This is a genomic window from Paenibacillus sp. 2003 (assembly GCF_031455635.1).
Taxonomy (GTDB): domain Bacteria; phylum Bacillota; class Bacilli; order Paenibacillales; family Paenibacillaceae; genus Paenibacillus; species Paenibacillus amylolyticus_B.
Window position 1 is genome coordinate 110,976 of the sequence record NZ_JAVDTB010000006.1, and the last position, 22,986, is coordinate 133,961.

20 protein-coding genes are annotated in these 22,986 nt (G+C 48.3%); 7 read left to right on the forward strand and 13 right to left on the reverse strand.

The features are described from left to right. The first annotated feature begins 154 nt into the window (after nucleotides 1–154). Nucleotides 155–886, forward strand: coding sequence for an MBL fold metallo-hydrolase (locus J2X75_RS22190; RefSeq protein ID WP_307540258.1), 732 nt, complete (start codon nucleotides 155–157; stop codon nucleotides 884–886). Next, nucleotides 883–1,455 (forward strand): TetR/AcrR family transcriptional regulator, encoded by a 573-nt coding sequence (locus J2X75_RS22195; RefSeq protein ID WP_310340115.1) that lies wholly within the window; start codon nucleotides 883–885, stop codon nucleotides 1,453–1,455. Before J2X75_RS22190 ends, J2X75_RS22195 begins: the two co-directional genes overlap by 4 nt. Nucleotides 1,456–1,830: 375 nt before the next feature. On the opposite strand, the gene J2X75_RS22200 is transcribed toward J2X75_RS22195, so the two are convergent. From J2X75_RS22200 to J2X75_RS22210, 3 genes are read right to left on the reverse strand one after another with little or no spacing between them, the layout of a single operon-like run. After that, entirely contained in the window at nucleotides 1,831–2,961 is a 1,131-nt protein-coding gene (locus J2X75_RS22200) for a hypothetical protein (RefSeq protein WP_310340117.1), read from the reverse strand. Nucleotides 2,962–3,014: 53 nt separating this feature from the next. Beyond that, nucleotides 3,015–4,457 carry a glycosyltransferase family 2 protein gene (locus J2X75_RS22205; protein ID WP_310340119.1) on the reverse strand — a complete coding sequence of 481 codons (1,443 nt, stop codon included), beginning with the start codon at nucleotides 4,455–4,457 and terminating at the stop codon, nucleotides 3,015–3,017. Beyond that, nucleotides 4,438–5,592, reverse strand: coding sequence for a HEAT repeat domain-containing protein (locus tag J2X75_RS22210; RefSeq protein WP_310340121.1), 1,155 nt, complete (start codon nucleotides 5,590–5,592; stop codon nucleotides 4,438–4,440). Before J2X75_RS22210 ends, J2X75_RS22205 begins: the two co-directional genes overlap by 20 nt. A 217-nt stretch (nucleotides 5,593–5,809) precedes the next feature. Here J2X75_RS22210 and J2X75_RS22215 point away from each other — a divergent pair, with 217 nt between their 5' ends. Then, a complete protein-coding gene (locus J2X75_RS22215) occupies nucleotides 5,810–6,295 on the forward strand; it encodes a CcdC family protein (RefSeq protein WP_176873064.1) in 486 nt (161 codons plus the stop codon). A gap of 120 nt (nucleotides 6,296–6,415) precedes the next feature. Here the strand turns inward: J2X75_RS22215 and J2X75_RS22220 are convergent, their stop codons facing one another. After that, on the reverse strand, nucleotides 6,416–7,429 hold the full coding sequence (locus tag J2X75_RS22220; protein WP_310340124.1) for an NADP-dependent oxidoreductase: 1,014 nt from the start codon (nucleotides 7,427–7,429) through the stop codon (nucleotides 6,416–6,418). Nucleotides 7,430–7,603: 174 nt separating this feature from the next. Beyond that, the gene (gene map / locus J2X75_RS22225; protein WP_076215941.1) at nucleotides 7,604–8,350 is read right to left on the reverse strand and encodes a type I methionyl aminopeptidase; all 747 of its coding nucleotides are present in this window, start codon (nucleotides 8,348–8,350) and stop codon (nucleotides 7,604–7,606) included. A gap of 207 nt (nucleotides 8,351–8,557) precedes the next feature. On the opposite strand from map, the gene J2X75_RS22230 reads away from it, so the two are divergent. Further along, nucleotides 8,558–8,767, forward strand: coding sequence for a hypothetical protein (locus J2X75_RS22230; RefSeq protein WP_017690946.1), 210 nt, complete (start codon nucleotides 8,558–8,560; stop codon nucleotides 8,765–8,767). Between the two features lie 215 nt (nucleotides 8,768–8,982). Here the strand turns inward: J2X75_RS22230 and J2X75_RS22235 are convergent, their stop codons facing one another. Then, complete coding sequence (locus J2X75_RS22235; protein ID WP_310340127.1) at nucleotides 8,983–9,804, reverse strand: serine/threonine protein kinase; 822 nt, start codon at nucleotides 9,802–9,804, stop codon at nucleotides 8,983–8,985. Nucleotides 9,805–9,939: 135 nt separating this feature from the next. Next, on the reverse strand, nucleotides 9,940–10,626 hold the full coding sequence (locus J2X75_RS22240) for a MerR family transcriptional regulator (RefSeq protein WP_310340129.1): 687 nt from the start codon (nucleotides 10,624–10,626) through the stop codon (nucleotides 9,940–9,942). 544 nt (nucleotides 10,627–11,170) lie between these two features. Between J2X75_RS22240 and J2X75_RS22245 the strand changes: the two genes are divergently transcribed. Continuing rightward, on the forward strand, nucleotides 11,171–12,124 hold the full coding sequence (locus J2X75_RS22245) for an L-lactate dehydrogenase (RefSeq protein ID WP_310340131.1): 954 nt from the start codon (nucleotides 11,171–11,173) through the stop codon (nucleotides 12,122–12,124). A 137-nt stretch (nucleotides 12,125–12,261) separates the two neighbouring features. On the opposite strand, the gene J2X75_RS22250 is transcribed toward J2X75_RS22245, so the two are convergent. After that, entirely contained in the window at nucleotides 12,262–14,970 is a 2,709-nt protein-coding gene (locus J2X75_RS22250) for a PAS domain S-box protein (protein ID WP_310340133.1), read from the reverse strand. A 666-nt stretch (nucleotides 14,971–15,636) separates the two neighbouring features. Here J2X75_RS22250 and J2X75_RS22255 point away from each other — a divergent pair. Further along, nucleotides 15,637–16,197: an acyltransferase gene (locus J2X75_RS22255; protein WP_310340136.1), complete on the forward strand. Its 561-nt coding sequence runs from the start codon at nucleotides 15,637–15,639 to the stop codon at nucleotides 16,195–16,197. Nucleotides 16,198–16,293: 96 nt separating this feature from the next. Here the strand turns inward: J2X75_RS22255 and J2X75_RS22260 are convergent, their stop codons facing one another. The 5 genes from J2X75_RS22260 to J2X75_RS22280 form a co-directional block, all read right to left on the reverse strand. Beyond that, nucleotides 16,294–17,028: an ABC transporter permease gene (locus J2X75_RS22260; protein WP_310340138.1), complete on the reverse strand. Its 735-nt coding sequence runs from the start codon at nucleotides 17,026–17,028 to the stop codon at nucleotides 16,294–16,296. A 1-nt stretch (nucleotide 17,029) separates the two neighbouring features. Beyond that, nucleotides 17,030–17,746, reverse strand: coding sequence for an ABC transporter permease (locus J2X75_RS22265; RefSeq protein WP_036607500.1), 717 nt, complete (start codon nucleotides 17,744–17,746; stop codon nucleotides 17,030–17,032). Then, on the reverse strand, nucleotides 17,743–18,657 hold the full coding sequence (locus J2X75_RS22270) for an ABC transporter ATP-binding protein (RefSeq protein WP_310340141.1): 915 nt from the start codon (nucleotides 18,655–18,657) through the stop codon (nucleotides 17,743–17,745). Before J2X75_RS22270 ends, J2X75_RS22265 begins: the two co-directional genes overlap by 4 nt. 85 nt (nucleotides 18,658–18,742) lie before the next feature. Then, nucleotides 18,743–20,254, reverse strand: a complete 1,512-nt coding sequence (locus tag J2X75_RS22275; RefSeq protein WP_310340143.1) for a HAMP domain-containing sensor histidine kinase — start codon at nucleotides 20,252–20,254, stop codon at nucleotides 18,743–18,745. 56 nt (nucleotides 20,255–20,310) lie between these two features. Next, nucleotides 20,311–20,994: a response regulator transcription factor gene (locus tag J2X75_RS22280; protein ID WP_253429484.1), complete on the reverse strand. Its 684-nt coding sequence runs from the start codon at nucleotides 20,992–20,994 to the stop codon at nucleotides 20,311–20,313. A 228-nt stretch (nucleotides 20,995–21,222) separates the two neighbouring features. Here J2X75_RS22280 and J2X75_RS22285 point away from each other — a divergent pair, with 228 nt between their 5' ends. Continuing rightward, nucleotides 21,223–22,983: an alpha-glycosidase gene (locus J2X75_RS22285; protein WP_310340147.1), complete on the forward strand. Its 1,761-nt coding sequence runs from the start codon at nucleotides 21,223–21,225 to the stop codon at nucleotides 22,981–22,983. Nucleotides 22,984–22,986: the final 3 nt, after the last annotated feature.

The following is a 22,986-nucleotide window of genomic DNA, read 5'->3' on the forward strand; positions in this document are numbered from 1 at the left end:
ATAATCGGTAATCTTCAATTTGAAAACGCTTTTTTTGTAAAGTGCATCATTATTTAAAATTTTTTTTATTTGAATAAAATGAATAACAGGTATTGCTAAAACTAATACCATTAGTTATTATACTAATACCATTAGTTTTAAGGAGGGTTTCACGATGCGTATTACCCGAGAATTTGATGTCGTTCAAGTTACGTTTTTTCCAAGACTCTTCCCTGTGAACGTATACCTGGTTGAAGAGGAAGATGGATTAACCCTGATTGATGCCGGAATACCGTTCAGTCTTAAGGGGATTTTGGCAACTGCCCAGTCCCTTGGAAAGCCCATTACCAAGATCATTCTGACTCACGCTCATAGCGACCATATTGGTGCATTGGATGGTCTCAAAGAGGCACTGCCCCAAGCCGAAGTCTTCATCTCCAGACGGGATGCCCGGCTATTGGCGGGTGATACTTCCCTTCTTCCCGGTGAGCCTCAAACCCCGGTACGCGGCGGCGTGCCCAAGCCCAAAGCGGTGCACACCCAGCCAAACCACTTGCTGGATGACGGTGACCAGATTGGTTCACTGGTCGCCATTGCCTCACCAGGACATACGCCGGGGCATATGTCCTTCATGGATACGCGCAGCCGCGTGCTCATCGCTGGCGACGCGTACCAGCTGCAAGGCGGCCTTGCCGTATCCGGCCGCGTGCGCCCGCTCTTCCCGTTCCCCGCGCTGGCGACGTGGAACCGCGAAGCGGCTCTGGCCAGCGCGAAGCGCCTGGCGGAGCTGGAACCGTCCGTGCTGGCTGTAGGCCACGGACGGATGCTGCGCCAGCCCGCGGCCGCCATGCGCGCGGCAACCGTTGATGCTCAGCAGCGGTTCTGCCTTGCCGGGGGGCAACTATGAGCCCCCGGCAAGGGCTGGATCGCGGCGCTCTGCTCAGCGCCGCCGCCCAGCTTGCTGACAGCGACGGCTTTCAGGCGCTGACACTGGCCGCGTTGGCACAGCGCCTGGATGTGCGCTCGCCGTCGCTCTACAACCACATCAGCGGACTTCCCGGGCTTCGCCAGGAAATGGCGCTGATGTCCATACAACAGCTTAGCCGCGCATTAACCGCGGCTACGGCTGACCGCACAGGCGACGATGCCATCCAGGCCATCGCTGCGGCATACATTGGCTTCGTCCGCGAGCACCCCGGGCTGTACGAAGCCTCATTTCATGCCCCGGATCGCGAGGAGCCACAGCTCGCCGCGGCCAGCACAGCCACCCTGGAGTTACTGCTGCACAGCTTGCAGCCCTATCCGCTAACCGAAGCAGAAGCCTTGCACGCTGTTCGTGGTTTGCGGAGCCTCTGCCATGGATTTGCCTCCATTGAGGCACAAGGCGGCTTCGGCATGAACTTTGATCCGGACGAAAGTCTGCGTCTGACCGTATCCGCCTTCCTGCACGGACTCCGACATCTTCACCAGGACTAGTAAGGCACACATTGCATCATGAAAAAGGACTGCAGAGGATCTGCAGTCCTTTTTACGGTGATTCGTTACATTGGACCAACACGTACCAAATTAGGCCAAATATGATGCGCTGAGTTCGTTAGAATGTGCTACGTACGTTGCTTCAGATCATGATTCAATATCGGTACACGTCGAGACACACATTGTGTTATGGAGTCTAAATACGGAGCAATCATGCTCCAAATTGCATTGATTATGCGGGTACCCTGTCTCTCAATCACACTTTTACCGCTCACAACGACGCACTTCTCTATTATGTACATCTCCCGTTCCTCTCGAAAGGTGGAATGGACTTTAGGCTTCCCTCTTTCCATCGAAAGGTTCTCGATAGCCTATCTATGGCCATTGCTGCCGTCCATCCTGCACTTCATTCAAAATATGCTTCATCACGGGCACGTACACCTTCCAGTAGAACATGTCCGGAATATCTTTCTGATCGGGCGTAAGCTTGGACCGGACGACCTCCCATCCTTTGATTCGGCGCCAGAAAGAATAATGCTTCATCTCTCCGAAGGACCCTGCCATGTAATAGGACCGATTATAGTCGTCATATCGGACAAGTGCAGCAAATTCCGCGGGAATTCCTGCACCCACCAGCTTCTGCTCGCCTGCCTTCGTCAAATCCGTCTTATACCAGGCCAATATGGAATCCTGCTGTTGCGGCAAAATGATATCGAACCAGCCATTGTAATGTATATCCTGGGTTATACCGCTCCAATCCCTGCCCTCCTGTGTGAATGCAACTTGTACATTTCCTGTCTTCACATCCGGACCTTTCTCCAGTACCATGACTTGTCCATCCATATGTATCAGCAGCATACCCGCTCCGGAATATGACCATTTCTTCTTCTCCCGCTGCTCATAATTCGCCCGAACCCACCGGGGGACTTCTTCTATACTTTGCAGATTAGATACCGATTTCCCTTGCCATCCACTGCTGTTCACTCCCAAGATGGGATACAGCTGCTCCTTGGTCATCTTCGAAGCCGTATTTGCCAATGCACTGTATTCGGCGACAATCGTTACCCCTTTATACGCAGCCTCGCGGATCTTCTGCACATCATATATCGTTAGTCCTTCATAGATTCCGCCTTGTTTCCCTTCACTCTTCTGTGCAGACAGACTACTGCGATTCGCCGTCAGATAGATCAGATCCGTGTCTGTCACCTCATCAGGCAGCAGTTGTTTCATTCGTGGAAGCCCGTCCTGAAGATCATAGCCGTAATAATCCTCTTCATACGAGTAGTATTCCCCTGTGTGCTGTACAATCTTCTGTTGATTCAAAAGCCAGACCAACCCCTTGTGCCCCTGATAGGACAAGTCCGGTCTGCTCTTGTCAATAATCATGATGTTCAGTGGAATAGGGGCCTGGGATTGCCACATAATCCAGGGGACAACCAGCACCACCGATACCACTGTAAAACAAGCCAGCGTCCACATCGTGGCTGGCCTGTAATTTTTTTTCATGAAGCGTCTTCCTCCTTGCTCTGTTCCAAGGTATTACCAGGATTGCCGATAGATTACCCCAATCCATTCCTGATCTCCTTCTCCTTTTCCTTCCTCAATCCCATAGCCTGCAAAATGCCAAACATACGGAATATATTGTTCAGCGGTCTGAACCAGAACGTCTCCGAACAAGCATACAATAACAGACGCGTCACTGCTCTGGACGTGTACGCTTTGCGTGAACACCATACTTCGAACATTACCATACCTGCGGACAACAGTGAACCATAGAGCGTCAGCAGCAGAACGAGAATGATGCATAGGTTGATATCCACCAACTGTAGCCCTATGCCTGCAATGAACAGCAAAATCGCTCCCAGTTCCATCACAGGCCCCAACAATTCGATCAGAATAAAATACGGGATGGATACCATCCCCATCCAGCCATAGGCTGGATTGAAGATCATGCTCCGCTGAGTCCATAGACTGCTTGCAAGCTGCATGTGCCAACCGATACGCTGTCTGCACAGCTGACGCCATGTACCGGGTACTTCTACCCTGCAGATCGGATCGGGAATATATATAATACGGCCACGTTCCTTGATCTGCTTCATATGTTTCTGTAACCGCATCACCAGTTCCATGTGAGCGACCTGGTCGTCGCGCTTGTAACCCCCAACTTCCAACACCCGGTTCTTTTTGAATACACCGAATACTTGGGCTGTAAATAAAAGCACATTAATATTGTAACGAACAAGTCCCACACCACCAATCAAAAAAGCACGCACGTATTCAATGGTCTGCATTACATACAACGTACTGTCCGTAAGTCTTGTGCTGTTTTCCGTTAAATCTGTATGATCCGTATTTCTGGGGGCCATGAGATCTAATCGTCCACTACAAGCAACGACCTCTTCTCCTGGGAGAGCATCCATAACGGGTTTCATAATCTTCACCAATGCATCCGGTTCCAGAACTGTCCAGGGTCCAACAGAGGCGATATAAGGATATTGCGAGATATTCAGGCCTGCATTCAGGGAGTCCATTCGTCCTCCATATTCCTTGTCGATCACAATCAGACGATGATGCAACCTGGATTGGTAGACACATTTAATCCGAGCCGTCTCCTGGCCGAGTCCCGAATAATGAACTTTACTCCGAATGGGCATCAGATCATAGGTTTCCATTAACCGCGGCATTGTTGCATCCTCTGATCCATCATTAATGATAATAACTTCATAGCGTGCATATTGAATATCCAATAGACAGTTAATTCGCTGTACGATCGTATCCTCGCTATTACGCATCGGGACAAGCAGGGATACCGCCGGAGCCAGTTCTTCGTCCAACATCTCATGATATTGCAGCGGGTCCAGATCCCTCTGGCGAATCAATGTGCGAGCGGCAGCAACTACCAGAACACTGCACATCACAATCGCTAACACCAGATAGATAAATATCCCCTCGTAACATGCCAAAACAAAACTCCGCAACATCTCAATCCATCTTTCGTCCATACTGCATCCTTTCCAGCGTTTCCTCCGCTATCTGCCTTGCATATTTATCCGGATGGTTTACAGCCGTTTCCCGGAGTTCTTCAAGTCCCTGCTCGTACCGGGCAAGAGAGTTCGCCGCTTCCTGTCGGATCTGAAAAGAAGGATCACCCATCATTACCTTCAGTCTAGGAATAAAAGCATCCGCATGAACAGTACCCATAAGCTGGGTCACTGTTAGTCTTTCAGAGCGTTGCCTCTCCTCACCAGATTCGTTCCATACCAGCAATAGCCCCTTCAGCATATCTTCGTGACCTCTGCCCACTTGAGCCAATGCCTGATACGCATGGGTACGCAGCAATGCATCCTCTCCAAGAATGAGCTTCTCCAGTAGAACAACAGCACCCTCCGTCTGGTCATCCCGAATACGAATGGCTTGGACGATATTACACTGGACCTGATAAGGTACATCCTTGAAATGATCCTTCAGACGAGTCCAGGATGAATTGGTAAGCAACAGCAGAATCTGCAGATACTGCGAATCGGACCATACATATTGCTCACGCAACAATTCCTTAACGATTCTGAAATAACCGGTTCTGGCATATATGCGTAAAATGATGAAGCGTTCAAGCGGCGTACAGGAAGTAACCCGCAGCATATCCTCTAACCTGGGCAGAAGCTCCACCATATGAAACTGTTCAATATATAACAACGTGTTAACCCGTTCACTCCACTTTCCCGTCTTCAAAACCAATCGGTATGAGCTTCCAAAGACTTGCCAGGATAACAGATGAATTCGCAGATTCTCGTGCTCTACCGGACCTTGAGCAAGCCGTTGCAATAACAGCTGCTGCAAAACGCTCTGTTGATCTCCACTCATATTCAGTAGGTCTACTTTTACTTCTCCTTGACCCAGATACCGCTGTAGAAATGAACCTTCTGCAAGTAATTCATGCATCAGTGCCGTCTTAACCTTTTCCCTGCGCCTAGTGCTATATTTCATCCATAAGATGTAACCGTAGATAACCAGCAAAAAAGCTAGTACACTTGCACACACAAGGCTGACCACATGTACTAACCAATCTGTATTACCCATAAGCCACCCTCTATGATGTGAGCCGATAAGCTTGATATACATCCATTGTTGTCCAATCATTGCATGATTTCCCCTTAATCGAATAAACGGCCTTACAACGGGCACAATAATACAAAATTTTCAAATACACCCTGTGAATACATATCGGGTATATGATACACTAAGCTTTCTATCGGCTTTCTGCGTTTGTGATATAATAGGAACTGAAAATTCCGGCAATTCGTACTGGGTTCCGGATCACCGGATAACATATTATTCCAGAAAGAGGGAGTTCTACGTGGCTCAAATCAGTCCGTACTACCTGCAAATCGGAGCAACCGTGGGCATGCTTGTCATGGCACTGCTTGCCATCTTCATCCGCATGAAAGCCAGTCACAGACCGGTGACCATTCGTAAAATCCTTATTCCTCCGCTCGGCATGAGCACAGGGTTTCTCATGTTTGTTGTACCGGAGACACATGTTCCTCTACTCTGGGCATTCATTGCGTTCCTGGTGGGCTGGTTCCTCTTCTCCTATCCCCTCATTCGCAGTACACGGTTTGAACGAGTAGGTGAAGAAATTTTTGCCACACGTTCTCGCAGCTTTGCTTTTATCTTGCTTGGATTGCTGGCCGTACGCCTGATCCTGCATGAAGTCATTCAGCGATATGTAAGTATTCCGCAAACGGGCGGATTGTTCTTCCTGCTGGCTTTTGGCATGATTGTACGCTGGCGTGTATATATGTACAAACACTACAAAGAAGTGCTGGTCGCCGAACACTAGTCACCCTACATAGACCACGCACAGATTTACAGATAAAAAAGACACGTTCAGCTACACCATTGGTGCGCAGAACGTGTCTTTTCGTTTCCAACCTAATTGTACATGTAAACCATTCAATATCTATTCAGGATCTGCAACCTTAACCAGTTGCTTGCCCAGATTATCTCCCGAGAAGAGACCCATGAATGCTTCCGGCGTCTGTTCGAACCCTTCCACAATGTTTTCTTCATACTGGATATGACCTTCCTTGATCCATTTCGCCAACTTGGCGCGGCCTTCCTTGAAGGATTTCGTATAGTCACCCAGCAGGAAACCTTTCATTAATGCTGTATTCGTTAACAGCAACGTCTGTGGTCGCATCCCGATATCCGGTTTCTCCAGATTATAGGATGAGATCTGACCGCATAACGGAATACGTGCATTCCGATTGATGTGGCGCAAGACTGCATCCGAGATGTCACCGCCCACATTGTCAAAATAGACATCTACGCCATTCGGGCAAGCCCGTTCAATGGCCGCTGACATATCCTGCTCCTTCTTGTAGTTCAACACCACGTCGAAGCCCAGCTTTTCTTTCAAATAAGCGCATTTCTCATCAGAGCCTGCAATGCCAACCACGCGTGCTCCCACAATTTTACCAATCTGACCTGCAATCATGCCTACCGCTCCGGCTGCTCCAGATACAACGACGGTTTCGCCGTCTTTCGGTTTGCCGATGTCTTCCATACCAAAATAAGCCGTCAGACCCGTCAGGCCCAGCGCACCCAGGTAAGCGGTGATTGGTGCTTCTTCCGTATCGATCAGCGACAGATCCCCCGTATTCACTGCGGCATATTGCTGCCAGCCCCACATACCGGATACGAGATCTCCTTTGCGCAGATTGGGTTCCGAAGATTCTACAACCTGTCCAATGGCTCCACCCTTGATCACTTCATTTAACGCGTAAGGTGCAGCATAGGATTTTGTATCTTTCATGCGGCCCCGCATGTATGGATCAACCGACAAATATAATGTACGTACCAGGACTTGCCCAGCTTCCGGTTCAGGAAGAGGTGCATCAATGAAGTTGAAATTCTCTCTGGAAGGGGCACCTTCGGGACGAGAAGCAAGTACGATCTGTTTATTTAAAGACACCAAAATTACCTCCTTGTTGCCAAGTGGACGCAAGGTTAACCCTTGTCAGCTGAGATCACTTACCACTGGCTCTGTGTTATCACTTCTTAATAGTTTAAACCGAAACAGGCGGTTCACAAACGTGGGCCGCCTTGAAATATGCAAATATCGTCACATTGTAGCTGCTTTTGGCTATTATTGTGCTGTCAAAATCACTGGACCATCCGCCGTAATCGCAATCGTATGTTCATACTGGGCAGACAGACTTCCATCCATAGTACGAGCAGTCCATCCATCTGAATCCAGCTTACTTCGGAACGTACCAATATTCAGCATTGGTTCGATCGTAATAACCATGCCTTCCTTGAGACGCGGACCCCGATGAGGCGGACCGTAGTGAGGGACTTGTGGTTCCTCATGCATCTTCTCACCAATGCCGTGTCCGATAAACTCACGCACAACCGATAGGCCTTCACCTTCCGCATACACTTGAATCGCATTGGAGATATCTCCGATCCGGTTGCCCACCACGGCAAGTTCAATGCCTTTATACAGAGAGTTTTTGGTTACATCCAGCAGATGTTGTGCTTCCGGAGTCACTTCACCTACGGCATATGACCAAGCCGAATCCGCCAGCCAGCCATTTAGATTAACCACCATGTCGATTGTAACGATATCGCCGTCTTTCAGTGCATATTTTCCCGGAAACCCGTGACAGATCACATCATTAACCGACGCACATGTCGCATATTGGTATCCGTTATATCCCTTTTGTTCCGGCGTAGCGCCATTTTTCTTCATAAAAGCTTCTGCAAACTGGTCGATCTCCTGTGTCGTAATGCCTGGACGAATCATCTTTGCAATTTCTCTATGGCATGCGGCAAGAATTTCTCCGGCTTTTTTCATATATTCAATCTGTTCTTTGGTCTTTAATGTAATCATAATAACTACTCCTGTCCGTTAAAATCTTATCCTGTCCTCTATTGTAACGCTAAACGCTCAAAATAAAAAATTCCGTGCAATCAGCAACATCCTATTATACGCCAAGCTCCTGTCCAATGAATACAATTATCCATGAAAAAATCGAAACCCCTCCATATCTGACCACGTATATGCTTAAAACAGTTGAAGTCGAAAGGGTGAAAGCTCATGTTCAAAAAGATTATCGGCAAACTTATTGATTCCAAATCTTCATCTCACCGCAAACGTTACAGCTCCTCGGACAGGCGCTCCTATAAACGTCACAGCAGTTCCTCAGGCAAGCGTTCCTACAAGCGCTATTCTTCTTCGGATGTGAAATACCGGGACAGCCGTAGTGGCTCCGGGTATTACAAAAGCAGAAAATACAGCTCCAGCTAAGCGGCTCGCATGACTGCTTTTAAAGAGCAATGATTACACCAGCTTATTAGACGCTTCAATAAATGAATATGTAATAAAGGGGTGCTCTATTAGCCGTACTTACGGATAACAGAACACCCCTTTATTGTTTCTATAGCAAAGAGGAAAAAGACCCCTATAAATATCGTACGAAGAGGTCACGGATAACAAATATAGGTCCGCCTATAGAGCTTATTTCATTGTAATTTCAGCAACACATTCTCAATTTCTGCCTGTAACTCCGTCGCTCCGCCTTCATAACCTGGACGGAGTCCAAGGAGTCGCTCCAGCATCTGGTGCAATTCAGGCGTAAGCTTAAGTTCCTCCTGCCAGCTGGCGGGTTCGCGGCCCTTCTCTGGCTCATAAGCCGAATACAGCATAAAGAGAAGAAAGTGGCCGATATCCTGCAGATCATGATCCGGTGTAGCCCGCTCATCTTCAGGCTCAGGGACTTCACGCATACGTCGCTTCAGCTCCGGCAACAACGGCTCCCCCAAGCGTCTCGCCAGGCCAAAGTCAATCAGATGCACCGTCCCTTCACGTAAAATAACATTGGGAATCCGCACATCTCCATGAATATATCCCTGCTCATGTACATGAGCCACCGGAGCCAGCAGTTGACCTGCCAATTCCAGACATTCCCGCTCCGTATATTGAAGACCTTGCTCAAATATGCAATCTTCCAGCGTCTGTCCACGAATATACTCGGTAACGATATAACTTCGTCTCCCGGATGTGAACACATCCAATAGATCAGGGATTGCCGGATGATGCAGACGTCTCATCACGTCCGCCTCCCGCTCCAACAGGTGCGCAGAGAGTCTGCCCTTGCTAGGTTTGGACTCCTTCAACGCCACTTCCCTGCCGTTCTGATCATCTGTACACAGGTATGTCAGCCCATAGCTCCCCATACCCAGCAATTCCTGTATTGTATAACGCTCAGCAATGGTCGTGCCTTCCCGGCGAGGACGATCCGTCCATAATCCGAGCAATCTTTGCCAACTTCGTCGCAGCTCCACAGACCCTCCCACGCCAGCTTCCTGATCCACTCAGTCTTTATCTATACTGAGCAGTTCGTTGCCAGTCCTCATGTTGTATGGAGCTTATTATATCAGGCCGATACTGTAAAATCACGATGGGTAAATGCCTGTTGCTCAAGCTTCCTTATGCTTCTTGGGCAGGAACCCAAACAACATACGCAGGGATACTCCTTTTGGTTTGCGTTTTCTTCCCTGGAAACTGCGCAGATTGGTTACGAGTTCACGATCCCGCTCCTCTTCCAGTTTCTCGTTCATCCATAGACGCTGTTTTTCCATCTGTTCCTGAAGCGCCATATGTGTATCAGCCAGATGCTGAAGGGTCAGCTCCAGTTCATCGACCCGCTGTTGCAGCAGCTGTACCCGATCATCCTGCTGTTGTTCTACAGCACCATAAGTCACTTCACTCACCAGTTGCCCCAGACCTTCATAGGATCTCCGATTACCCATTATTTCAGGTTCTTCAGGGAATACGGATGACATTGATGTTGCTGCACATTCCGTCTCTGACAGACCTTCAATCCCCATCACCGGTACATCTACTTCTACTGCAGCTACAGGTACTTCTGGAGCCAATACAGTCACCACAGCATCAGCCAGCGGTAGATTATGCTCTCTGAGTTCAGTCATTAGACGTTCAATGCACTCGATGTCGTCGGACTTGAATAGTCTCGATTTGTTGGCGGACCGTTCGAACCGGTATCCCTGTTCTTCCAGTGCCGCCGCATATTTACGAAGAGTACTGGCACCTATGCCCAGGCTCTTGGCCGTTTCCGTCGTTGCTCCTGCTTCTTCAATCATCATTAATTCCCTCCCGGAATGAAGTCTTTTGGGAATCAATTTCATAAACCTTTAGTGAGTTATGAAATTGATTCTTGGATAAAAACATTATGGCTTCAGCGTTCCTTTATGGAACCGTCATCGGATCGGGGCAACCTGTCTCATGGATCAAGTATGTTTATCTTTTGCTTGTCCGTATGTATTCGTCAGCTTCTCGGCAGATCCCTTTGGCGGTTTTGTTCTGTTTCTGCGGATTAATAAGAAGTTTTGTCAGGTATATGATCCGCACAAATAACCCCCAATCCGACAATGAGCATGAATGCTGTCATGTCGAATGACACAGGTGCAAACGCCGTCAAATCATATGAATAAGAATTATTCATGTCAATTTTGTTAACTCATTTACTCCAATACGCTCCCGCGATAGCGGATATCATTGCTGCACAGCTTTTCCATGTGTTATCTTATGTAACGTAGAAGTGCATTTCAGCATAAAATAAAGGACTATACTTAACATAGGACGCATTAGTAACGAATAAATATCAATCTAAATGGGGGCTGAACGGCAGTGTTAGGCAAATCAGGCAAAGTAGCGGTGATCGGGGCGGGTCTTGTCGGTTCGAGTTGTGCGTATTCCATGATTAATCAATCAATTTGCAGGGAAATTATGATGGTGGACCGGACGTATGACCGTGCTGTAGCTCAGGCATTGGATTTTTCCCATTGTATGGACTTCACACATAATCGCACCAAGGTATATGCAGGCACGTACGCCGATTGTGGCAATATGGATGTTATCGTCTTAACTGCCGGGGCGAATCCCAAACCAGGACAGACACGGCTGGATATTCTGGAGGAAGCGGAATCGATTGCCAAAGACATCGTGGTCCCGATCATGAACAGTGGATTTAACGGAATTTTTGTCGTCGCTGCTAATCCGGTTGACATAGTAACTTATATGGTATGGAAATTATCTGGCCTGCCGCGTGAGCATGTCATCGGCACAGGGACGTCCATTGACTCTTCAAGGCTCAAAACGCTGCTGTCTGAAGTCTTCTCCATCGATCCACGCAGTGTGCATGGTTATGCTCTCGGGGAGCATGGAGAATCCCAGTTCGTAGCCTGGTCCCATGTGACCATCGGTGGCAAACCGATTATGCACATCATGGATCAGCACAAGGAGCGCTTCAAACATCTGGATCTGGACGATATCGCACGCAAAACGAAAGATGCGGGATGGGAGATCTTCACTCGCAAAGGCTCTACCCAATTCGGGATTGGCAACGCCCTCGCTCACATCACTCGTTCCATCCTCAATGACGAACACAAGATCATCGCCGTATCGGCTATTCTGGACGGAGAGTACGACCAACACAACGTTTGTGTCGGTGTTCCTGCAATCATCGGTGGCAATGGTATTCAGGAGATTATCGAATTGAATCTGGATGCGGCGGAACGTGAGAAATTCAACAATTCCTGTGAAATCCTATCTGGTAACATCAATCGTCTGACACTGGTATAAGCCATTCGTGTACAACTCCACTTTGTATGCTTAGGCTCAACTTCAAAAGCCTGCCAACGCAAACATGCCAATAACACTCCAGCAGTGGAGGATTATTGGCATGTTTGCGTTTATTACTTTCATAGCTGAGTAGTTGTTCAATTCGGTGCAAGTTGAGGTTCGTCCCTTGGTCCCCATTGCTGTAACACCCGCTTCAACTCACTCAGCATAACCGGTTTGCTAATAAAATCACGCATACCAATCTCCAGACAAGCTTCCTTGTCTTCACGTTTGGCATTGCCTGTAACTGCGATGATTGGAGGTATGCGATCCTGTGGAATTAGGCGGTGTAACAGGTCTGTCGCCTTTAGTCCATCCATCACAGGCATATGAATATCCATCAGGACAATATCATAAGCATTCTGAGAGATGGCATCAATTGCCTCCACACCATTGGTACATACATCTGCGTGGTATCCGAGCTTCTCCAGATATTCTCGTAAAATCTTCCGGTTTACCGGATGATCCTCCGCCACCAGAATACGCATGGCGACCTTGTCACTCTGACGTGTGCGATCATGATGGAACTGACTTACTGTCTGTTCTGATGAAGCATCTACACTCGCCGCAGGAACAGCAAACCGGAAGGTTGAGCCTTCCCCTTCTATACTCTCGACACTGATACTGCCTCCCATGATCTCCACGAGTCGCTTGGAGATGACCAGTCCCAGCCCTGTACCACCATACTTCCGGTTAATCACCGGATGTAGTTGAGAGAAGGACTGAAACAACTGATCCAGCTTGTCAGCCGGGATGCCAATTCCCGTATCTTGCACCGCAAAATCAAGAACGCTGTCTTCAGGCTTTCTGCCCTTAATAATATCCACATTAACATCAATGCTTCCCTGATCTGTGAACTTGAGCGCATTGCCAACCAAGTTCACCAGAATCTGCCGGATACGTATGGCGTCACCGACCATGAACTCAGGGATGCTTGGATTGAGACGATATCTGATCTCCAGATGTTTCTCATCTGCACGCGGTTTAAACAGTTCAGCAACCTGTTCCAGCATCTTTCGTAATGCAAATGGTTCATAAGCCAGTGCCATTTTCCCGGATTCCAGCTTACTGAAGTCCAAAATATCATTAAGGATGTTCAGCAGAGCATCGCCGCTGTCTCGAATAATCTCGGCATATTCACGCTGTTCTTCCGATAAATCGGTACCGATCAACAATTCTGTCATCCCCACGATCCCGTTCATCGGTGTCCGGATCTCATGGCTAACCATCGACAGAAATTCTGACTTGGCCTGAGCTGCCAGCTCAGCTGTTTCTTTGGCACGTACAATTTCACGTTCGCCAGTCACATCATTGAACACAACCACGGCGCCCTGAATCTGTCCCTGTTCAATAATCGGCGTCACCTGATACTGCACCAGAAAGCTGCTGCCATCTTTACGCCAGAATACATCTTCCTTGATTGAACGTCTCTGTCCATCCAACACAGTCATGTGGATCGGACACTCTTCTTGTGGCAAATGACTTCCGTCTGCACGGGTGTGATGGATGATGGGATGTGAGTTTTTGCCAATGAATTCTTTCGCCTCATAACCGAACATCGAAGCTGCTGCAGGATTCATAAACATGGTGATTCCATCCGCATCCAAACCATATATTCCTTCCGTAACCGTGTTGAGGATCAGCTCATGTTGCTTGCTGAGCTCCTGAATTCGCTCCGTATATTCCTTGCGCTCGGTAATATCGGACACGATCCCATAGACGCCTACCATTTCCTTATCCACAATAATGGGCACATTCGTAACAGATACTTCAATCTTCCGACCTCTTGAATTGACGATTCGGGTCTCATAATATTGCGGTTCGCCTTGCTTCACCATTTCAAAATAATGTTTGCCGTATTGTACTTCGCATTTATCCAGATTGGATAAAAAAGATTGGCCAATAAGCTTATTGCGCGGAATATCCAGCATTTGCACCAGTTTGCTGTTCACTGCGCTGTATTTACCTTCCAGATTCAATGAATACACAGCTGCCGGGTTATGTTCGAACAACGATCTGTATCGCTGACGGCTTTCCCGAAGACGTCTGTCCGCATCCTTATGCTGGGTAATATCCCTGCTGATGCTTACAATCTGGACACTCTTGCCACGCTCTCCAGCCACAGGTTTCGCCAATGTCTCCATCCAGATATAATGTCCCTTTTTGTGCAACACACGCATCTTGCAGCCATTGCCGATCTTGGAAAGATCCATAGGGTCCGGATAATCTCCCGGATAACAATAATCCTTGAAGGACTTTCCTATGACTTCCTCCGACTTATAACCCAGTAAGGTGTACACGGAAGGGGAAACGTATAATAACTCGCCATCCGTAGCACAAGTTGTAATCAGATCTTGTGCATGGTCAGCCAGCACCTGATATTTCTCCTGTGCCTCCTTAAGCTCACGTTGCACTTCCAGGATATCGGTAACATCTTTGGCAATGCCATAGATTCCTACAACTTCTTTTCCCTCCGTTATAGGCACATACGTGATCTCTGCCTGTTTCAGGGAACCATCTTTATGATAAAAAGTAATGGGATTACTGACTGAACGTCCAGCCAGTACCTCTTTAATGTATTGTTTGCGTGAATTTTCACTGTCCGGAGGACAGATCTCACCCTGATTCATACGAATCAAGTCATCCAGTGTATACCCCGATATCCGCTCTACCGAGGGATTAGCATCAATATAGTTTCCATGGATGTCCATTACGTAAATGGCATCCGGATGGTTAAAAAACAGTGATTGGTAAGAACTTCCCTCAGAAATAATGCGCTTCAGGGTTTCCATTTTATTAATATCCAAGGCTTACCCCTCTTTTCTCAGCCAATATCTTCATCTAACAGCAGGGATTAATTATCCCTTACAAAAATGGGCCTACCCTCGAATAACCATGTAAGCCTGCCTAGAAACAGCTTTTTTTATTTTACCAGATTCTCGTCTCATTTTGCTTACAATCTATGATTCAATTCACATGATGTGTGAGGTAATACTTGGAATTTTGATATTACTTAGGAGCGTCTTCAAGGAAAGACAAGTTATACAAGGATTAATGTTAGCCTCTGACAACCTTGAAGTTCAATTCCAAGTCAGCTGATTCTGGCGAATGGCTTTTCTAAAGAGCTCAGGACATCTTATTTGGCGTACATGTGCCCTTTTTAAATTTTAAAGAACATCAGACACGCTAATCCCCATAATCTCCTGAGATAAACGCTGCTTGTTTCATTGGATATAACATGTCTCAAGTTCCTTAGATTGCTGCGATCACTTCAAATCCTTGATTAAGACTCCTCAGATTCGTTAGCGAGCTGAGAGGATGACCCCGAACTCCCCCTGAAGAAAAGCTTCTCAAGGAAAGAGAGATCATCCGCTCTTACGATGCCTCGACGTAAAATTAACGATACAAATTGTATCAAAAAGGCTATAATCGTTAAAAAACCGATTTTCAACTACGGAGAGGACGGATGAATCATGCTGCCCAACAGAGTTAAAATTATTTATGGCAAACTAAGAGGTTTGGCCATCTTTGGTAAAATTCAGCCCTCTATGGGCCTGCTGCCACGAATCAGGGGTAAGGTTTATCTGAATAGATTGGGTGACCTGCAGGTGGGAAAGCGGCTTAACATTATAGGCAAACCTTGGGGAACCCAGTTAACGGTGGTCAAAGGCGCGCGATTAACGATTGGCGATGACGTCATGATTAATGCAGGAGTCGGGATTGCCGCTAACGTTGAAGTGACCATCGGCAATAACGTCATGATTGGTCCTCGAACAAGCTTATTCGACAGTGCCTACCACCGAATTGACTCGCTGGATGACGGGAGCCAAACTGCCAAGCGGATTGTGATTCAGGATAATGCCTGGATTGGTACAGGCGCACTCATTCTGCCGGGAGTGACTATTGGCAGAAATGCAGTCGTGGCAGCAGGAAGCACGGTGACCAAAGATGTACCCGAGAATACACTTGTAGCCGGAGCGCCGGCCAAAATCATTCGGGAACTGACCATTCATGATGGTTGGGTCAGACATTAGAAAAAAATCCCCTCAAGCTCACATACAATAGAACGTTGCATGTTTTGCTTAAAAGAGGATCTTGGTCATAGGATAACTAGGCATATATTTAATTATTCAGATTTCTTTCTTCGCAAAATACAGCATGCCGATTCCTATGAAAATAACAGCACTGCCTCCGACGACCGCCAGCATCGTCATAAGGGGAACATTGTAGGCTCCGAAACCTCCGCCGTCCACTGGTGTCATCAGAATCATCGGTTGTGCCCAAGGATAATACGGCCCAAACGTCGCCGAGTTCACGATGAGAATATTCGGTACAGTCAGAGCAAAATTCAGTGCGAGCGGTGCGGCAAAGCTACTCCACACCAATGAAACGAACATCTGCAGGGCAGCCAAGGGTACACAGGCCAGCAACCCAAGCAGTAGTTTGCCCACCAGGAATCCCCAGGGTATCTCCATCGTAATGCCATGGATCATGCCTGCCAGCAAAATGGATATCAGCAACAACACTTGTGTACCCGCCAGAAGCATGAGTACAATCGTCAGTTTGCCAGCATATACACCTGAACGTGTGAGCGGCAAAACCAGCATCTGCTTCCACCCTCCTCCCGCATGTTCGAAACGGCAGACAAAGGACGTAAACACGCCAGTCAGCATCGGCAAAAGGAGTAATCCGTGTAAGAAGACCATGGTGCCCATCAGTACCTGCCAATTCCCCGATGGAGTGGACAACAGTCCGATGAGCAGTGCAATAAGTGGACTTAACAGAATCAGGAGCCATACGGGTGATTTGCCCATCTTCAACCGCTCAGCAGACAAAATTCGAAAATACGTTGTCGCAAAGCTCATATCAGGCCACATCCTTCCGGCTAAAATGCACCATACCCAACAACAGGATCAAGAGCCCCAGACCTGCCCCCATGCCTGCATACAGATATGGATTAGGTCCATTCCAAGCCATCTGTGCCCATGCGAGCGGAAAGATCGGTGAGATACTGAGTGAGAACATACCCGTTATCGCGAGAACGATGCCCAGGGTGACGGGAAGCGCCTGATTCTTGTTAACCATCGTGAGCCACAACTCCAGTGACAACACCGGAAGTGCACCAGCCAAAGGCAATAGCCCCAGCTTGATCGCATGTGTCCAAGGTATTTCGCTGGCATGAAATCCGAGTATCAGCCCCAGACCCACAATTCCTGCGGTTAGCAGCAGGCAGGAGATCACCAGCAACACACATGCAAGCAGGAACTTGGCTAAATACACAGCTGGTCTGGGAATCGGCATCGCGAGCAACTGTTTCCACGATCCCTGTTCATGCTCAACATTAGCGATCATGGAGCTGAGAATGGTTGCTCCCAGCATCAGAGACAAGGGCACAAAGACAACCACATTGCCGAGCAATCCGCCCCACAGGTTATCTGCATACTGCTCTTTCAGATAGTCCAGCCTTAAGCCAAAATTAAGTGCCTGCATCGCTGTCAATCCAAGAGGGGCCAGAAAGACAAGAAACCAGATCCCTTTCCCCCGAATCTTGAGCCAGTCCGACGATAATGCACGCCCAGTCATATGGAAGCCCCCTCACCAATGACCCGCATGAACAGATCTTCCAGCGACTGACGCTGTTCCTCAACACGATACACATCATGATCCTGTTCAATCAATCGGCGCACAAGCAGCGCAACCGAAGGATTATCCATATAAGGAAACGTTAAAGCAGAACCTTGTCGCTGACCAAATTGCCCCTGCTCTCTCGCCAGTTTCATGGCCTCTTCCGGCTCAGAAACTGTTAACCGGATCGAGCTGCCCGTCTGACTATGCAGACTTGCGATGGTATCCTGAAGCACCATCTTGCCTTCACGGATAATACCAACACGACTTGCCATCTGTTCGACTTCACTCAGCAAGTGGCTGGAAACCAGAACGGTAATGCCATGTTCCAGAGGCATGCGTTTGATCAATTCCCGAATCTCCTGAATACCAGCCGGATCGAGTCCATTCGTTGGTTCGTCCAGAATCAGCAACTCCGGTTCACCCAACAAAGCGCTGGCAATACCCAGACGTTGCTTCATCCCAAGGGAGTATCCCTTCACCGAACGTTTGGCATCCTTGGTCAGATCTACAATGGACAGCACTTCAGCAATTCTTGATTTGGGTACATTGATGATGCGACGCAAGGTTTCCAGATTCTCTACTGCGTTCAGATGTCCGTAATAGGACGGGTATTCGACCAAGGAACCCACACGGCGCAAGATATCCATGCGATCCTTGCGGATATCCTTGTCGAAGATACGGATCACGCCTTTGGTTGGTTTAATCAAGCCGAGAAGCATGCGAATCGTTGTTGTTTTGCCGGCACCGTTGGGACCGAGGAAGCCGTAGATATCTCCCTTTTTAATATGCAGATCAAGTTCACGGACCGCTGCACGGTCCCGGTATGTTTTCCATAAATTCGCCGTTTGAATAATATTTTCACTCACTGTATGATCACCTCGGAACTATCGTAACCTTCCAAGGTTAAAGCCAAAGTAGTCTCTAGTTTAAGTTTAGTTTAAAAAAGCTATTTCAGCGGTTTGTTGTTTCCCTGTTTCCCTTACCACTGTAGATATATGTCTGGACACCCGTATCGGAACTGTCTACCCGCTTGCGCAGACCCATCTCACGAATCAACAGGTCTACAATGGATAAGCCTAGACCTGTGCCTTTTGTGTCGGAATTCGGTTGCATTCCCGGACCCCGATCCTGAATAACGATGGCCGTCTCACCCTGAATCTCCTGAGTTGATATACCAATATATTTCCCGCTGGCGGCATGACGTATCACGTTTTGGAACAAATTATCAAGAATACGGCGCATGCCCTGTTCATCCATATGCCAAATCAGCGGTTCCTCTGGCAGGTCAATATCAATATCAAATTGCTCTTTCTCCCAGACCGGGTACCAGGCGGCAGCCGTTTCCCTGACGATCCGCAGTATATCTTTCTCTTCCAGCTTCAGTGTATATTTCCCACTCGTGAGCAAATTATAGGACAACATGTTGTCAATGAGCCCGCCGAGGTCCTCCATCTTTGCTTCCATGCGATGTAATGAACGGTCACCTTGCTCGCTCAGCTCTTCCTTGTGCAAAGCATGCATATGTCCACGAATCACCGTTAGCGGGGTACGCAGATCGTGGGAAAGCCCCGCAATGAGACGCTTGCGCAATTGTTCCTCCTCGCGTTCACGGTGACGGCTGTCGGACAGTTGATGCACCATCTGATTAAAGGATTCTTCCAGTTGACCAATCTCGTCTGACCGGCGGATATCTACCGGAAGCGGGAGGCCTTCCTTGCCGGTGGTCATCATGGCCGTCTGCAAACGTATAAGTCGTTTGCGAATGCGTGCGAAGAAGAGAATCGACATAATGATGAAGATCAGAAAGATGAGGGTCATTACGATACCAAGATACAAGAGTTCCATCGGCCAGTTACTCTGATTCATTTGCAGAAGGGACCGCGGCACTTCAATGATCATGAATCCCTGTCCATTGTCCTGCTCATCTCCGCCAATATATGCAACTACGGTCAGTGGATCGCGAAAGGAAGCTTCTTTCATGAATTGCACCGTATTGTTTACATTCCATAAGGCTGGAATATGAGTCTCTGTCGTTTGCCCGGAATCCAGTGACCATCTCAATGTCGTGTCTGTCCTGCCATCCGGCGACGTGGATTTCAGAAGCGTTACATCTTCACCCCCAAGAATAAAGAGGGTCTCACCGCTCACATTCACACGATACATGGAAGATTTGGGATACGAGCCATGTAATTGCTCCAACCGGGCCTTAATCTCTTCATCCGAAGCACCATCCAGGTTCTTCGCTTCACGTGACCAGAGGTTACTGATCCGGGTAACATCACCGTAAGGCGCGGCGCGGTTCATATTCGTGTCCGTGTTATTCACTACAACAATATATATAACGGATATGATCGGAAGAACGACAGGCACGAATAATACGGCCGCTAGAATCAGGATGATATATCTGGACATCAAGGACCGCCCAAAGCGTAGCTTTCGCCGCCCGGACTGCTTTTGAGCCATGCTTCGTTCTCCCTTCCGTTCTGCCTTCATGGTCTTCCGTTCTTGGAACCGCCGGATCATGGCTTCTTCACGCGATATCCCACACCGCGGACTGTCTGAATAACTACCGGATTGGCCGGGTCAAGCTCCAGCTTCTCGCGTAGATGTCGAATATGTACCATCAGAGTCTTGTCTCCATCCAGATAGGGCTCGTTCCAGACGGCTTCATAGATCTGCTCTTTGGTTCGAATCATGCCCATATGTCGTAGCAGGTAAGCGAAGATGTGGAACTGTTTTCCCGATAAAACAATCTCATCCCCCGTCTCCTCATTGACGATGCGGTTATCCTTCTCATAGATGGAGAGGTGATCCAGCTTCAGAGCTGTATCCGATGAGACCGCAGTTCCCGCTTTACGCAGTTGGACCTCAATCCGGGCAGCCAGTTCATCGGGGTGAAATGGTTTGGTCACATAGTCATCGGCAAAATCGAGACCATGCAACTTGTCGTCAATGGACGTTCTGGCCGAGAGCATGACAATGGGCACGGCGGGATGCTCTTTTTTCAGTCGCTGACCCACCGTAAATCCATCCAACCCGGGCAGCATGACATCCAGAATAATGAGTGAGCAACCGACAGCAGCCTCCGCTGCACCTTCACCACTGCCGAGCCATACCACCTCATAACCGCGCTCCTCCAGATCGGCTCTGACCCAAGTTGCAATTTCCGTATCATCTTCAATATATAACAGTTTGGTTTTCATTCGAATATTCGTTTCCTTTCTGCCCCCATTGGGTTAATGATATATCTGAGCATCATCCTGATAAAAGCTGTCTATAACAGCTGGATTCATATCTTGTTGAAACCATATTGAATTCCTTTACGTTACCACACATTCTAATTATAGCTTATCCATTAACGTGGGGAATGTTATATCAATCAAATCTACCAAGTACATATTATACCTACACCTGACGGGAGGAAATTCATTATGCTGCTGGAAGCCATCTATCATCAACCGAAACGAAACTGGGCCTATGCCTATGACCAAGATACAATCCATCTGCGTTTGCGTGCCAAAAAGAATGATCTGACTGAGGTACATGCCCTGACCGGGGATAAATATGCGTGGGATGCAACCAAAGCGCTGGTTCCCTTAACCAAGTTCACCTCTGACTCCATGTTCGATTACTACGAGGGTGAGGTAAAACCTCCCTACCACCGACTGAAGTACTCTTTTCTGCTCAAAAACGGAGACGAACAGATCTGGATGACCGAGACAGACTTCCAGGAAGAAGAACCGGACGATCCAGGTCGTATGTTCCAGTTCCCTTATATTCATGCCGGAGCTGTATTCACACCCCCTGCATGGGTTAAGGATGCGGTGTTCTATCAGATTTTCCCTGAACGATTCGCCAACGGCAACCCGGATATTAGTCCGGAAAAGGTGGAGCCATGGGGCGGTGAGCCGACGCCTTTCAATTTCTTCGGCGGTGACCTTCAGGGCGTGATCGACCATCTGGATTACATCAGCGATCTTGGCATTAATGCGATCTACTTCACACCCATTTTTGAAGCCACCACCAATCACAAATACGATACTGAAGACTACCTGCGGGTAGACCGGCACTTTGGTGACGCAGATACCGTGAAACGACTGGTCGAGCTGTGCCACGCACGCGGAATTCGTGTACTTCTGGATGCTGTGTTCAACCATTCCGGGAAGACATTTGCGCCGTTTGTAGATGTGCAGAAGAACGGAGAACAATCCAAATACAAGGACTGGTTCCATGTACACGAATACCCGCTGGACGTGAAGGATGGCATTCCTACTTATGAGACCTTCGGATTCGAAGCGCACATGCCAAAGCTGAATACGGAGAATGCCGAGGTTAAAGCCTATCTGCTGGAGGTTGCTGAGTACTGGATCAAGGAAGTGGGTGCAGACGGATGGCGACTGGATGTGGCAGATGAAGTGGATGATGCATTCTGGCGTGATTTCCGCCGTGTAGTCAAAGCCGCTAATCCGGATGCCTACATTCTGGGCGAAGTATGGAACGAGTCTTCCTCCTGGCTGCAAGGCGACCAGTTCGATGCGTCCATGAACTATCCGTTTACCGATGCCGTGAATGCTTTCTTTGTGAAAAATACAATGCATGCCGAACAGTTCGCGAACTCCATCGGTCGGCAATTATCCCGTTATCCGCTTCAGGCCAGCGAAGTGGCGTTTAACTTGCTGGACAGTCACGATACCCCGCGACTGCTCACGCTGTGTGAAGGAGACCAGCGCAAGATGAAGCTGGCTGCATTATTCCAGTTCAGTTACATGGGCGCTCCGTGCATCTATTACGGAGACGAGATTGGAATGGACGGCGAACATGATCCGGGATGCCGTAAATGCATGGAATGGGATGAAGCGAAGCAGGACCGTGAGTTGCTTGACTTTTATCAAAAACTGATCTCCCTGCGTCATGCTCATCCTGCCCTGCGTGCAGAAGGCACCGTTCGTTTCCTGCAGGCTCGTACCGATGGCAGCCAACTGGTATTTGAGCGGCAAAATGAGGAGGAACGCATTCTGGTCCTGTTCAATCGATCCGAAGAGACGGCTATTGTCGAGCTGGAGGCTGGTGACGAGGAATGGACCGAGTTATTCGGCGGAAACCATCGTACCGCCAAGGATGACGGCGTGCTTGCCATTGAATTGCCCGCGTATGGATATGCCGTACTGAGTACGTCTGTGAGCAAGGACTAGATC